Genomic DNA, 13,409 nt, shown 5'->3' with positions numbered 1-13,409 from the left:
TTTTCAACAGGTTTTTATCAAGTTCAGCGTCGCTGTGGGGTGCATTATAGACCATCCCATCTCAACGTCAATACTTATTTTACCTCCATCATAACAAGCGGATGTTTTATGAACGGCCTAGGTTTTTTGCTCTAGGCTTAGCTGTTGATTTATGGAAATTTAATGCTTTTAGCGTGATTTATTATTTTTTTGCTGCTTTAGCTTAGGAATTAGTCTTATTAGTAGAAGGGTTATTAGAATCAATGCATACGGCCAGGTATCCATTAATCCAACCTTTTTAAGCCATGTCATATGAATGACTGCAAGAATGCCTATCAGATAAACCAGTTTATGTAATTTGGTCCAGTTTCTTTTTAGGCGGCGTTGCCATTGCTGGGTAGAGGTAATGACTAATGGCAGATATAACACCAGTGCAATAGCGCCAACGATAATGTAGGGACGATGAATAATTTCCTGATAAATGCGTGATAAATCCAGTTGCAGGAAAAAGCCAATGTATACGAGGAAATGTGCCAGTGCATAAAAAAAGGCAAACAGTCCCGCCATTCTCCGCCAGTGAATCCAGCCGGTTAAGTCGGTTAAAATGCGCAGTGGAGTAATTGCCAGCGCAAATAGAATACTACGTATTGCCCACTCTCCGGTTTGGTCAACCAGTGATTTTGATGGATCTGCACCTAAAAACTGCGGCGCAAATACAGCCTGATAAATCATCCATAAGAATGGCAGTAGCAATACGCCAAACATGAGCGGCTTTAATTTGTGAATAAGAGTATTTACTGTTTTTTTGTCCATCATTTTATTTACGTTTCACCACATCATTTCTTTATTAATAAAAGCGCTTTAAATCCATTCCTTTGTAGAGTGAAGCCACTTCTGCTGCATAACCGTTAAAAGGTAAGGTTTTTTTCCAGTTAGGATTGAATAGGCTATTGGGCAGTTGTCGCTCCCGTGCCTGACTCCAGCGTGGATGATCGACATTGGGATTGACGTTGGCGTAAAAACCGTATTCCTGTGGGGCAAGTCCAAGCCATGTGGTGACGGGTGCTTTATCAGTAAACGTAATCCGGACGATGGATTTGATGGACTTAAAGCCATACTTCCACGGCACAATCAGGCGAAATGGTGCGCCATTCTGGTCTGGCAAGCTACGACCATATAAGCCAACGGCCATAAAAGCCAAAGGGTGCAGGGCTTCATCCAGTCTCAAGGCTTCGATATAAGGCCAGTCCAGATCATTACTGGTCTGGTTGGGTAACTGTTTTGGGTCTAGCAATGTGGTGAACTGAACAAAACGTGCATTACTTTTGGGTTCAAAACGCTTGATGAGCTGTGCCAGTGGAAAACCCAGCCAAGGCACGACCATCGACCACGCTTCCACACAGCGAAACCGGTAAATACGGTCTTCTAGTGTATAGGGTGACAGAATGTCTTCAAGGTTAAATGTACCCGGCTTGTTGCATAAGCCGTCCACTTTAATGCGCCAGGGATCAACCTTGATTGTCCCAGCATTGGCTGAAGGATCAGATTTTCCTGTGCCAAATTCATAAAAATTATTATAGGTCGTAACTGCATCGTAGGGCGTAATAATATTTTGCGTGGGATTGGTGGCAGCAATTTTTCGGGCAGTGATTTTTTTACGCAAATACAGTGGAGCATCATTGCGTTCTTTAACCGGTTGATAAGTCCCTGCTGCATGGGCAGCACCTAATGGATAAACACTGGCCACCGATCCCGCAGCAGCAAGTGTCATTAATTGACGGCGATTTAGATAAGCTGTTTCAGAGGTAATTTCGCTGGATGCTGGCTCAGATTTTTGTTTTTGTTGAATTAGCATAAAACTTCTCATCTGTTGTGGCCAGTTTTTCTACACTAGTACGAGCCAAACCACAACAGAAGCAGAAGTTTGTTAGAAAAAAGTTATTGCACCGCGCTGGGTTAAAATTACACGCTAAGCTGAAGTTATCGGGCAGTGCGCTGGGTAATGGTGGTCACAATACCAGATACGGCATAAATCAGCGCCACGATTAAAATACCAATCGGGATATTGTAGGTAACCGCAGCCAATACCAGCACCACAGGTAACATGACGGCAAAAGGCACACGCTTGCGATCCAGTTGCTTGAAGCTGAAATATTTAACATTACTCACCATGAGCAAACCAGCAATGACCACGACAGCCGCATACACCACCTGCCAGAATAAATCTGAAATATTGAACACGCTGGCGTTATCAATACCCACCCATACGGCAGTAATAACTAGAATGGCAGCCAGCGGACTGGCTAAGCCAATAAAATAGCGTTTATCCACGGTACCAATCTGTACGTTAAAGCGTGCCAAACGAAAAGCTGCACAGGCAGTATAGATAAATGCACACGCTAGCCCAATACGGCCTAAGGGCTCTAATGCCCAGCTATACATGAGCATGGCAGGTGCTACGCCAAATGACAGCATGTCAGAAAGGGAATCATACTGCTCGCCAAATGCACTTTGGGCACCCGTCCAGCGCGCAACCCGCCCGTCCAGTCCATCCAGCAATGCAGCCAGAAAAATGGCCAGAATCGCATGGGTAAATTCATTGTTGCTGCTGGCGATAATAGAATAAAAACCAGACAGCAGCGCTGCTGTTGTGATGAGGTTAGGCCAGAGGTAAATCCCACGGCTTTTGATCTTGTGACCTTCCTGCGTTTGTTCTTCTTCAACAATCTCAAAAGTTAATCCATCATGGTCTTCATCCAGTGGTTTTTGTGAATGAGGTTCCAGATTTGAAGGCTGTGACATGGATTAGCTCCCGGATCTTTTTATGGATGCGTTATTAAAAAATGTGATTTTATCGCAGTATGATGTTGCTTTCATTAGCCTTTAACGACAACAAATGTACAAAGCTGCCCTACACGACTGCAAGGCAGCCTGCTTTATTCAGCAGCCAGCCAGCGTACCGCAGCATGTCCGCCATTTTCTGTCATGCGCAAATGCGGGAATAGCCATTGCAAAATGACTTCGGCCTGATCGGCAAATTGCCATGGTGGATTGATAATTAACAGCCCGCAGCCATTCAGGCCCACCGGGGTATCATCCGGCCAAACGCATAACTCACAAATCAGCTGTTTTTTAATGCCGGTCTTGAGCATTTTTTTCTCAAACCGCTCAATCATGCTGCGATCCTTGATGGGATACCACAACACAAATACACCCGTAGACCATTTTTTATAGGCATTGGTCAGCAAGTCTACCAGCTGCGGAAAGTCTTTGCGTTCCAGTTCATACGGCGGGTCAATCATTACCATACCGCGCTTTTCCTTGGGCGGAATCACAGCCAGCAAGCCTTCATAGGCATCACGCTGATGAATACCAAAGCGGGGATCATGGATATTGTCTTTCAGGTCATAAAACACATCGGGCTGCATTTCAAAGACTGTGCCTGCATCCTGTGGACGGATATGCTGAGTGCCCAACCACGGTGAACCCGGATACCAGCCCTTGCTTTGCTGGCTACGCAATTTTTCAACATCTTTAAGATAAGTCTGAACTGCCTGTGGCGCCTGCTGAATCACTGAACGATCCAGTTGCACCAGCCGGTGGATTCCTTCCAGATATTCACCCGACTTCTGCGCAGGTGCACGCGACAGGTCATACAGGCCTGCACCACCATGGGTATCAATATAACGATAAGGCTTGTCCTTGCCATTTAAGCGGTTTAACAGCTCAATCAGCAAAACATGCTTCATGACGTCGGCAAAGTTGCCAGCATGAAAATGATGTCGATAATTCATGATTGTAATTTAAACGCCTTGCTTATCAGATTTGGCATAATGGTAGCATGAAGTGACCACTGAGATGGATGCAATCGCATTCGGCTGCATATTGTGTGGCATTGCAAGATAGCCACTTCTGCCTGCACGGTTTAATTTAAGGCTACAATCAACTACGCTTTTGAGTTTAATTTTATTTTTCATGGATACTATAGATTATCTTGAGCAAGCCGATTACTGGCTCAGTGACCCTAATCTTCACGCCTTGGTGGAGCAGGGTTTTTGTATTGTGGATAATGCCTGCCCTGCTGCCCTGTTTGAAGCCCTCATGCAGGAATCAATGCAGCTCCAAGCCGAGTTCCAGCAGGCCAAGATTGCACAAGGTGGCTTAAATCAGGCCATTCGCGGTGATACCACCCGCTGGCTACAGCCTGAAGACAGCGCAGGCAAACTCTATCTGGCTTTACTTGAAAAACTGGGTAGCAACCTCAATCAACAGTTATATTCAGGCATTCGTCGTGTCGAAGCACATTATGCGGCCTATGCAGTTGGGGATTTTTACAAGCTGCATCGTGATAATCCCGTGAGCAATAATTTTCACGTTACTAATGGGCCGCACGCTACAAAGCTTACGCAGCAACAGTCGCGGGTAATTTCTACAGTATTTTATCTTAATCCAGTGTGGCAATCTGAATGGCACGGCGAATTGCATTTACAGGATAATCAGCAGCAATGGCACAACATTCTGCCAATGCCCAATCGGCTGGTTATTTTTCAAAGTAACTTGCTGCATGAAGTTTGCCCAGCGACCCATGAACGTCGCTCTATTGCTGGCTGGTTGCGACGCGATGAACCGTTGTTTTAAGTATTTTTGATCTTGCATCTCTCATTTTTTTAAATAGCGCTGGCTTTAATTATTTCTGGTTTTAGCTATTTCCCACTTTATGCATAGTTGCTGTAACGTTGTTTTTATTCACTAAAACAGGTAAACCATGACTCCTATTTCTCATCAAAGTAGTGCTGATCTTGTTAGAAAAATTGGTGAAACCGATCAGCAGTTTCTAACCCATCCAAGCCCGGAACTGGCTAAACTCCGTGCAAACTTGCGCATCGCACTGGTGCAATATAGTCATCAGAAACAGGAACAGCTGTATTTTTTAACCGAAGCTGCTGCATTGCTGGAAATTGCCCTGATGGACGTGGATAGCCTTGAGCAGCATGTGGAACTGAGTGCAGCACTGGGTGAAACCTATTTGCAGTTTTATCATGTGACTCAGGAAAAACGCTATCTGGTGATTAGCCGGCAGGTGATCAAGCCACTGTCGCATCATCCAAGTCCGGAAATCTTGCTGGCTTTGGCGCGCCTGAGTGCCACTGAAAAGCACCCGTCGCTGGTAAAACACTGGTTGACCCGCCTGATGCAACTTCCCAATACAGATATTGGGTGCATCAGACAAGCCCCAGAGCTGGATTCATACCGACATGAATCCTGGTATCAGGATTTGTTTAAAGCTCATCTTCATTGAAAATGATTGCTACTGTCTTAAATTATGATTTTGGCATGGAGTCGCTATGCAGTTCGGCATTAAGCTGGTCAATAATCGGTGCCCATTCATCATCGCCATGCCATTTTTCTTTCAGGAGTTGTGACTGGCCTGATGTCCAGAACGGCGCATCGCCCAGTTTGACATTTTCCGGCAACTGATGGGTATGGATAAACGTTTCAATAGCTTCCTCGGAAGAATCCAGCCCCAATTGCTCAAATAAAGTTTCCAGACTTGGTGACCCAACAATCATGATTAACTCCTAATTTATTAAATATGATCATAAAATTTATAAACCAGACAGCTAGAATGACAAGCAACAAAACGTAGTTTATTGTGCGTTTTTTATTTTTTAATGATGGGTTACACAAAAAAAGCCCTGATCACGTGACAGTAATCAAGGCTTTAGTATTTCTATTGCCAGACTGTTATTTTAACAGGTCAGCAACTGCAGCACGCTCGCCTTCCAGCTCGGCCAGTGTGGCATCCATCTTTTCACGGCTGAATTCGTCAATCGGCAGACCTTCTACACGAGTGTATTCACCGTTTTCACAGGTTACTGGCACGCCGTACATTACATCTTTAGGAATACCATAAGAACCGTCAGATGGAATACCCATGGTTACCCATTTGCCATTGGTGCCCAGTGCCCAGTCACGCATGTGATCAATGGCAGCATTGGCAGCAGAAGCAGCAGAAGACAGGCCACGCGCTTCAATAATGGCAGCACCACGTTTGCCAACAGTTGGCAGGAATACGTTAGCATTCCATTCCTGATCGTTGATCATGTCTTTTACGCTTTCGCCATTGATGGTGGCAAAACGGTAATCCGCATACATGGTTGGAGAGTGGTTGCCCCATACTGCCATTTTCTCAATGTCAGCTACCGCTTTGCCAGTCTTGGCAGCAAGCTGGCTTAGAGCGCGGTTGTGATCCAGACGCAGCATGGCAGTGAAGTTCTTGGCTGGCAGATCAGGCGCAGACTTCATGGCAATGTAGGCATTGGTGTTTGCAGGGTTACCTACAACCAGCACTTTAACATTACGGCTAGCCACTTCATTCAGGGCTTTACCTTGTGCAATGAAGATTTCACCGTTTACAGCCAGCAGCTCAGCACGCTCCATGCCAGGACCACGTGGACGTGAACCGACCAGCAATGCATAGTCAGCATCTTTAAATGCAACTTTTGGATCATCAGTGCCAATCATGCCTGCCAGTAATGGGAATGCACAATCTTCCAGCTCCATCATCACGCCTTTTAGCGCTTGCTGGGCTTTTTCAAATGGAACTTCCAGCATTTGCAGAATAACAGGTTGATCCTTGCCCAGCATTTCCCCGCTGGCAATACGGAACAACAAACTATAACCAATTTGACCAGCAGCGCCAGTGACGGCAACACGAACAGGTTGCTTCATGTAGTTTCTCCAATTATGGGACAAGGAATGTCTGGTAGATCAAGACGCAGCGATAGTGGATATCAGCGGCTCTTCATCTCGGCGCCAAGATTGTACTTGATTAACGCGACGGGTGCGAGTATAGGGGCAGGCAAATCTACAAAAGTCGCAGGATTTTTGATGAAAAACCGCAAAAAAAAGACCTGAGATAAAGTCAGGACTTAAGGCGCACCCTGCACGATAAAGGTGGCTGGACAGTTGGAGCGAATCGTAGCCGGGCATGAGACATACTGGCCCTGACTGTTGTAGCAAACCCGCATTTCGGTCAGGACGGGGGCGTTAAAACGTGCCGTCTGGACACAACGCAACTGAATACCATCGGCTGGCAAGGTGGAGTTGAGCATTTGTAGCTGACGGATCAGGCTACTGCGCTGCATGGTGATTTCTTTGGACGCATTGAATTCAGGAGGAACCCGCAGGCGTCCGGCGTAGTTGGCAATGGTTCTAAAATAGGTGCTGGGGCTCATGCCAGTACAGCCCCCATTACGCTGCCAGTCTTCCTGCCGCAGGCGCTCATCCGGCATGACCCGTTCAACCACACGCGCCTGCAAGGGATTAAGCGCTGCCGGGGTACGGCTGGCACACTCATCCGCGTCACTGGCAGGTACTTCAGGCTTAAGTGAAGCAATAGTTAATGAAAACCCTTCCTGACACTGGCGCAATTGGCGCTTGCTGGGATCTAGTGCACACATTGCCGGTGACATATGAATTACCAGCGTAAAACGCTGCGGACGTACGTTCTCTGCACCCATCACCTGTTGTGTAAGTGACAAGACACAAAAAGCAGATACTGTACCCAGCAGTGTATGCCGTAACTTCATTTGGTTAAATCACCCGCCAGAAAAAGGTTAAAAAGCCTGAACGCATAAAATTTGGATCGCTATGTTAAACCAGCTTTCGCCTTTTGACAGCACCATCGTGTTGAACAAACGTGAACATCGCTGCTTCACACTGGCCCACTAACGCTGGTCTGCCTGCTGTGATTTTCTGCCTGGATACGGCGTTCCCTGTCATGCCATCTTCCTTATGTAATTGCGAATTCAGTATTGAACAGGTATTTTTCCCATACGCTGTGCAATGGTTTGGTTGTTTCTGCCAAAGATCAACCCGTAATAGGTAGCATTAGTCATGACATTCTTGACGTAATCCCGGGTTTCCAGCAGCGGAATGCTTTCCGTGTACTGGTCTGCCTCTAGCGGCATATCAGTAGGCTGCCAGCGTCTAGCCCGGTTTGGCCCGGCATTGTAGCCTGCTGTCGCCAGTACAGGCTGGTTGCTTAACTCCCCATGAATATGACTCAGGTAAAACGTGCCATAACGGATGTTGGTTTGCATATTGGATAGCGCGGCACTGCTATAACTTTCACCCAGTTGCCGGGCTACCCATTTTGCCGTATCCGGCATAATCTGCATCAAACCACCCGCACCCACATGCGAACGTGCCGCCAGCACAAAACGGCTTTCCTGTCGGATCAGGCCATAGACCCAGGCCGGATCAATACCGACATTACTGCTGTGCTGAATCACCTGATCGCGAAAAGGCGTCAGAAACTGCAGGTCATAATTGTGCAGTTTGGTGGTTCGCTCCGCCGCATAAATGGCCCGGTCATACCAGCCCATGCTATTGGCACGACTAGCTGCTGCCAGAATCATGCCATCATCATGTTTTAGATAGGCCTGTCTTACGGCCCAGTTCCATTCACGGTTGCTATAACTGGCTGAGGCGTTGATATTATAGAGCGCAAAGGCGCGCTGGAAATGCACATCGCCATCCAGACGCTGAAAGTCCTGTGTGGTAGGACTGTAGGATGTGCCCAATTTTGTCAATGATTGACCCAGACGATCCCGGGCCAGCAAGCCATAATAGTCATCTTCCAGCGCCAGATTGGTATAAAACGCCCGGGCTGCAGCTTTGCCCTGTGCCTGAGTACCCGGATCACCGCCGCGTTGTTCGCTGGCACGTGCAAACCAGTATTGCCACATGCGCTCCTGCTGCAAGGGCAGGCTCATACTATCCACAGCGCGCAGTACAGCATTCCACTGGCCAAAGCGGATGGCTTGCCTGCCATAGCTTTCGGCTTCTTCATCACTAAACGGATAACCATAGCTTTGGTCAAACCAGCCTACTGACTGGGCATTAAAGCCGTTTTGCATCACTGAATTAGCAGCTTTATAGGCCACAATCCGGTAAGCATATCGCATGACATCCTGTGGCAGGCGCGAACGATATTGATTAATCTGGCCTGCCGCCATATCGACCGAGCTGTCGGCCAGCCGCGCAATAGCAAACAAGAATTTGGCCTGATCAGCGCTACTGGCTAGCGGCGCATTTTGCAAATAATTAAAGGCATTGGTTGCAATATAATTCAGTTCGGCAAAATCCAGCCCAATGCCTAGACCCTGCCCCACCTGTACCGCACTGCCCAGCTCACCTGCCCGCAGCATGGTCCATAGACGCTGCTGACGGTCCTGCGCACTCTTTAAAGGGCTATTCACCATCAGGCGTGCCAGCCCGGTACAGGATTCTGGCTGCTTGTTGGTTCTAAGCCATACCCGGTTAAATTCTGAAAATACCAGCGGGTCACCAGCCATAGCCTGTACCTGCCCAATGGCGCAGCTTTCCGCTTCATCGGCATTAGTGACATAGGACAATAAAGGCCGCGCACTGGCAAAGTCCCCTGCCTGCACCTTGGCTTCAATGTAGTCGGCGGCCAGTTTTTCTGCCATGGCAGAATTCGGATAGCGCGTTACAAAGGATAAAATAGCCTGCGGACTCTGGGTCACCAAGTCACTGCTAAGCTTCCAGTATTCGGGATAATAGCCCAGCACGCTGTCCTGCATGGAAGCCTGATAATTGTCCAGCATGCTGATATTGTCATTATTGGCAGCAATTAATGCCTGATTAAAATCACTGTCAGCTGCCTGTGCCTGCACAATGCCCAGACTAATTGCACAAAGTCCGGCTTTCACCATCCATGTTGCTTTGCTTTTTAGTTTTTTTTTCACTGTAGACACATAAACCTCTGGAAAATCAGGACTTATCAATTCTGCCATAGTTTCAACCTTAATTTATGCGATAAGTTATGTGCTGCTGCCCAACAATTGTGCCAGGTTAATTCTAAAAGGCGTGAACCTCTGACAACAGTGAGCTTGTGTAACGTGCTGGCTAATAAATCAGGCGTTCTTAACATTTCATCCCTCTACAGCATTTTAAGCAACGGGCTATCCTTTTTGTAAACACTGAATTTCTATCCGACAAACCCATGTTATTTGATTGGCAAAATGCTAGAATTGCGCGTTTTATAGCTTGATACGCCTGTTCACCGTACATGGCCTGTTCTGGCCCTGCAACTGTGAACCCAAGGAGCATTCATGACGGTTCAAACCTTTGTCCCCTCAATATCCCGTGCAACAGAAATTGCCAGCAGCCAGCCTGATCTGGCCCGGACTGATGTGCCTGTTAAGCGTCTTTATATTGAAACACAAGGCTGTCAGATGAATGAGTATGACAGTAGCCGCATGGCTGATTTGCTGGGTGATTCACACGGGTATGTACTCACCAGTGATCCCGGTGAAGCCGATGTCCTGCTGATGAATACCTGCTCCATCCGGGAAAAAGCACAGGAAAAAGTATTTAGTGAGCTGGGCCGCTGGCGCAAGTTCAAGGAAGCCAATCCGAATGTCATTATTGGTGTAGGCGGCTGCGTGGCCTCGCAGGAAGGTGAAGTGATCCAGAAACGGGCCAGCTATGTAGATATGGTATTTGGCCCACAAACCCTGCATCGCTTGCCGCAACTGCTGGATCAGCATCAGGAAAACAAGGCTGCACCCAAAAGCCAGAAAATTAGCCTGATTGATATTTCCTTCCCGGATATTGAAAAGTTTGACTTCCTGCCCGAGCCAAAAGTAGAGGGCTACAAGGCTTTTGTGTCCATCATGGAAGGTTGCTCCAAGTACTGCTCGTTTTGTGTGGTGCCGTACACCCGTGGTGAGGAAGTTTCCCGCCCGCTGGATGATGTGCTGGCCGAAATTGTAAGTCTAACGGAACAGGGCGTGCGTGAAGTGACTTTGCTGGGTCAGAACGTCAATGGCTATCGCGGGGAAACCTTTGATGGCGACATTTGCAACTTTGCCCAGTTGTTGCGTCTGGTCAGTGAGATTCCGGGAATTGGCCGTATCCGCTACACCACCAGTCATCCGCTGGAATTTTCTGATGACCTGATTGCTGCCTATGCTGACCTGCCACAACTGGTGTCACACCTGCATTTGCCGGTTCAAAGTGGCTCCAATGCAGTGCTGGCTGCCATGAAGCGCAACCATACCATTGATGTGTATATCGACAAGATTGCACGCCTGCGTCAGGTTCGCCCGGACATGCACTTGTCCAGTGATTTTATTATTGGCTTTCCGGGTGAAGGCGATACTGAATTTGCAGAAACCTTGCAATTTATCAAGGACCTGGATTTCGACCATTCCTATAGCTTTATTTACTCCAAACGGCCAGGAACACCGGCGTCTGAACTGCCGGATGACACACCTGAAGATGTCAAAAAAGTACGCCTGTCACAGGTTAAAGATGTGATCAAACGCTCCAGCATTGACAAAACCAATGCCATGCTGGGGCAAACCGTGCGTGTGCTGATTGAAAAACCCTCAGATCGCCACCATGATATGCTGATTGGCAGCGCTGACAATACCCGCCTGGTTCAGTTTGTGGGTGACAGTCGCTGGATTGGCCGCTTTGCCGAAATCAAAATCACCCAGATCAGAAGCATGAATCTGGTGGAAGGTGAGCTGTTGAATCTCGAAGCACTGAGCAGCTAATGCGTGACTCGTGAACTGCTTGACCTTTGAAAGCAGGCTATCGTAAGCTCAAGTGGCTTACTTCTCTAAAAAGGAATTATGTTGACAGCATCTATTCGTCGTACTGTTGAATTTTCCGGCGTGACGCTGGAACGCTTAAAATCCATGCTGGGTGCCTATAATGCTCACCTGAAGCTGATTGAACAACGTCTTGATGTGAAAATTGCCCAGCGTGGTGATTTGTTTATTGTTGATGGTGAGCTTGAAGCCGTAGAACGTGCTGAAGTACTGCTGCAACGCCTTTATGAAGAATCGGCAGAAAACCGTGCCATTAGTCCCGACCAGTTGCACCTGTTGATTCAGGGCAGCCAGACCGAGCGTGACATTGAGCCGGATGAAGAAGCCTCATTTCAGGTTTATCTGCAAACCCGCAAAGGCAAGATCATGCCGCGTGGGGCCAACCAGCGCCGCTATGTACAACGCATCCTGCAAAGTGATATTTCCTTTGGGATTGGCCCGGCAGGTACGGGTAAAACCTATCTGGCTGTTGCGGCTGCCGTGGACATGCTGGAACGCAACGAAATCCAGCGTATTCTGCTGGTGCGTCCTGCGGTGGAAGCTGGTGAAAAGCTGGGTTTCCTGCCCGGTGACCTGACCCAGAAAATTGATCCTTACTTGCGTCCCTTGTATGACGCCCTGTATGAAATGCTGGGTTTTGAGAAAGTCGCCAAGCTGATTGAGCGTCAGGTGATTGAAGTTGCACCGCTAGCCTATATGCGTGGTCGCACCTTAAATCACTCGTTTGTGATTCTGGATGAAGCGCAAAACACCACACCGGAACAAATGAAAATGTTCCTGACCCGTCTGGGCTTTGGTTCGCGTGCAGTCATCACTGGTGATATCACGCAGGTAGATTTGCCGCGTGGCCAGCAATCTGGTCTGGCGCATGCCCTGAAAGTGCTGGAAGGCATTGATGAAATTCACATTACCCGTTTTCACTCACGTGATGTGGTACGTCATCAGCTGGTGCAAAAAATTGTTGAAGCCTATGAAGGCTTTGATGATCAGCAACAAAAGCTTTCAATAGAAGCAAAACGTGCCAGACAGGCTCGTCAGCAGGAAGCCATTTTAACCAATGATCTGGCGGCTGATTCCCAGCATGAGTGAGGAATAAACGGTGATTAATAATCACCGTCTGAACGCAAGATGAAAAGCTCCGTTTGAATTAGGCGCTGACCAGCGACGATTCTTGCAGGGCAGTGTCTTTTAGCTCACTGCCCTGCACAATTGAAAATCACATTTAACAACTATTATTTTTCAAACCATGCTTAAGAGATATCGGTGAATCAGCGCTTAATCAAACTTGGCCTGCAAAATGCCTATCGTTCGCCTGACCTGCTGGTCAAGCGGGCAGCAGTGATTAAATATGTGGCACAAACCCTAACTGCGATTCATTTTGAGCAGGCCTGTGACATTAGCATTCGTCTGGTGGACAATTCTGAGAGCCAGTCACTAAACCTGCATTATCGCCATAAAGACAAACCCACCAATGTATTGTCCTTTCCTAGTGAATTGCCAGAAGAGATCCTGCCAATGCTGGATCAAGTGCCACTCGGTGATCTGGTCATTTGTATTCCAGTGGTACTCAAAGAAGCGGCTGAACAGCACAAAACGCCTGAAGCGCATTTTGCCCATATGGTGGTGCATGGCACTTTGCACCTGATGGGCTATGACCATGAACTGGGTGCACAAGAAGCTGTGGAAATGGAAGCGTTGGAAATTCAGGTATTACAACAACTGGGTTTTGGCAATCCCTATGAAATGGAATAACAGCCCTAAACTCATTTTTATTTAATT

At 47.6% G+C, this 13,409-nt stretch carries 13 protein-coding genes; 5 read left to right on the top strand and 8 right to left on the bottom strand.

What is annotated here, in order from left to right:
* Positions 1-168: 168 nt before the first annotated feature.
* The 4 genes from Q337_RS0112820 to Q337_RS0112805 form a co-directional block, all read right to left on the bottom strand.
* Positions 169-795, bottom strand: coding sequence for a protein-methionine-sulfoxide reductase heme-binding subunit MsrQ (locus tag Q337_RS0112820; protein ID WP_084494835.1), 627 nt, complete (start codon positions 793-795; stop codon positions 169-171).
* Positions 796-826: 31 nt separating this feature from the next.
* Positions 827-1,834 carry a protein-methionine-sulfoxide reductase catalytic subunit MsrP gene (gene msrP, locus Q337_RS0112815; RefSeq protein ID WP_026471931.1) on the bottom strand — a complete coding sequence of 336 codons (1,008 nt, stop codon included), beginning with the start codon at positions 1,832-1,834 and terminating at the stop codon, positions 827-829.
* Between the two features lie 125 nt (positions 1,835-1,959).
* The gene (gene pssA / locus Q337_RS0112810; protein WP_034280295.1) at positions 1,960-2,781 is read right to left on the bottom strand and encodes a CDP-diacylglycerol--serine O-phosphatidyltransferase; all 822 of its coding nucleotides are present in this window, start codon (positions 2,779-2,781) and stop codon (positions 1,960-1,962) included.
* Between the two features lie 134 nt (positions 2,782-2,915).
* Positions 2,916-3,773: a 23S rRNA (adenine(2030)-N(6))-methyltransferase RlmJ gene (locus Q337_RS0112805; RefSeq protein WP_026471929.1), complete on the bottom strand. Its 858-nt coding sequence runs from the start codon at positions 3,771-3,773 to the stop codon at positions 2,916-2,918.
* 181 nt (positions 3,774-3,954) lie between these two features.
* Here Q337_RS0112805 and Q337_RS0112795 point away from each other — a divergent pair, with 181 nt between their 5' ends.
* Positions 3,955-4,617: a 2OG-Fe(II) oxygenase gene (locus Q337_RS0112795; protein ID WP_026471928.1), complete on the top strand. Its 663-nt coding sequence runs from the start codon at positions 3,955-3,957 to the stop codon at positions 4,615-4,617.
* Between the two features lie 127 nt (positions 4,618-4,744).
* Positions 4,745-5,278, top strand: coding sequence for a hypothetical protein (locus tag Q337_RS0112790; RefSeq protein WP_034280294.1), 534 nt, complete (start codon positions 4,745-4,747; stop codon positions 5,276-5,278).
* A gap of 22 nt (positions 5,279-5,300) precedes the next feature.
* Here the strand turns inward: Q337_RS0112790 and Q337_RS0112785 are convergent, their stop codons facing one another.
* The 4 genes from Q337_RS0112785 to Q337_RS0112765 all read right to left on the bottom strand — a co-directional run bounded on the left by Q337_RS0112785 (position 5,301) and on the right by Q337_RS0112765 (position 9,803).
* A complete protein-coding gene (locus Q337_RS0112785; protein WP_026471926.1) occupies positions 5,301-5,549 on the bottom strand; it encodes a DUF2789 domain-containing protein in 249 nt (82 codons plus the stop codon).
* Positions 5,550-5,724: 175 nt separating this feature from the next.
* On the bottom strand, positions 5,725-6,711 hold the full coding sequence (locus tag Q337_RS0112780; RefSeq protein ID WP_026471925.1) for a malate dehydrogenase: 987 nt from the start codon (positions 6,709-6,711) through the stop codon (positions 5,725-5,727).
* A gap of 200 nt (positions 6,712-6,911) precedes the next feature.
* Positions 6,912-7,571, bottom strand: a complete 660-nt coding sequence (locus Q337_RS0112775) for a T2 family ribonuclease (protein WP_034280293.1) — start codon at positions 7,569-7,571, stop codon at positions 6,912-6,914.
* A gap of 219 nt (positions 7,572-7,790) precedes the next feature.
* A complete protein-coding gene (locus Q337_RS0112765; RefSeq protein ID WP_051526867.1) occupies positions 7,791-9,803 on the bottom strand; it encodes a lytic transglycosylase domain-containing protein in 2,013 nt (670 codons plus the stop codon).
* Between the two features lie 318 nt (positions 9,804-10,121).
* Here Q337_RS0112765 and miaB point away from each other — a divergent pair, with 318 nt between their 5' ends.
* From miaB to ybeY, 3 genes are all read left to right on the top strand, one after another.
* Positions 10,122-11,573, top strand: coding sequence for a tRNA (N6-isopentenyl adenosine(37)-C2)-methylthiotransferase MiaB (gene miaB, locus Q337_RS0112760; protein ID WP_026471922.1), 1,452 nt, complete (start codon positions 10,122-10,124; stop codon positions 11,571-11,573).
* Positions 11,574-11,654: 81 nt separating this feature from the next.
* The gene (locus Q337_RS0112755) at positions 11,655-12,719 is read left to right on the top strand and encodes a PhoH family protein (RefSeq protein ID WP_026471921.1); all 1,065 of its coding nucleotides are present in this window, start codon (positions 11,655-11,657) and stop codon (positions 12,717-12,719) included.
* Positions 12,720-12,893: 174 nt separating this feature from the next.
* Positions 12,894-13,382, top strand: coding sequence for an rRNA maturation RNase YbeY (ybeY, locus tag Q337_RS0112750; RefSeq protein ID WP_228133133.1), 489 nt, complete (start codon positions 12,894-12,896; stop codon positions 13,380-13,382).
* Positions 13,383-13,409 lie beyond the last annotated feature (27 nt).

It is taken from the genome of Alkanindiges illinoisensis DSM 15370 (assembly GCF_000619845.1).
Taxonomy (GTDB): domain Bacteria; phylum Pseudomonadota; class Gammaproteobacteria; order Pseudomonadales; family Moraxellaceae; genus Alkanindiges; species Alkanindiges illinoisensis.
Note: the sequence above shows the minus strand (reverse complement) of the source record. Positions and strands in the feature narration are given on the sequence as shown.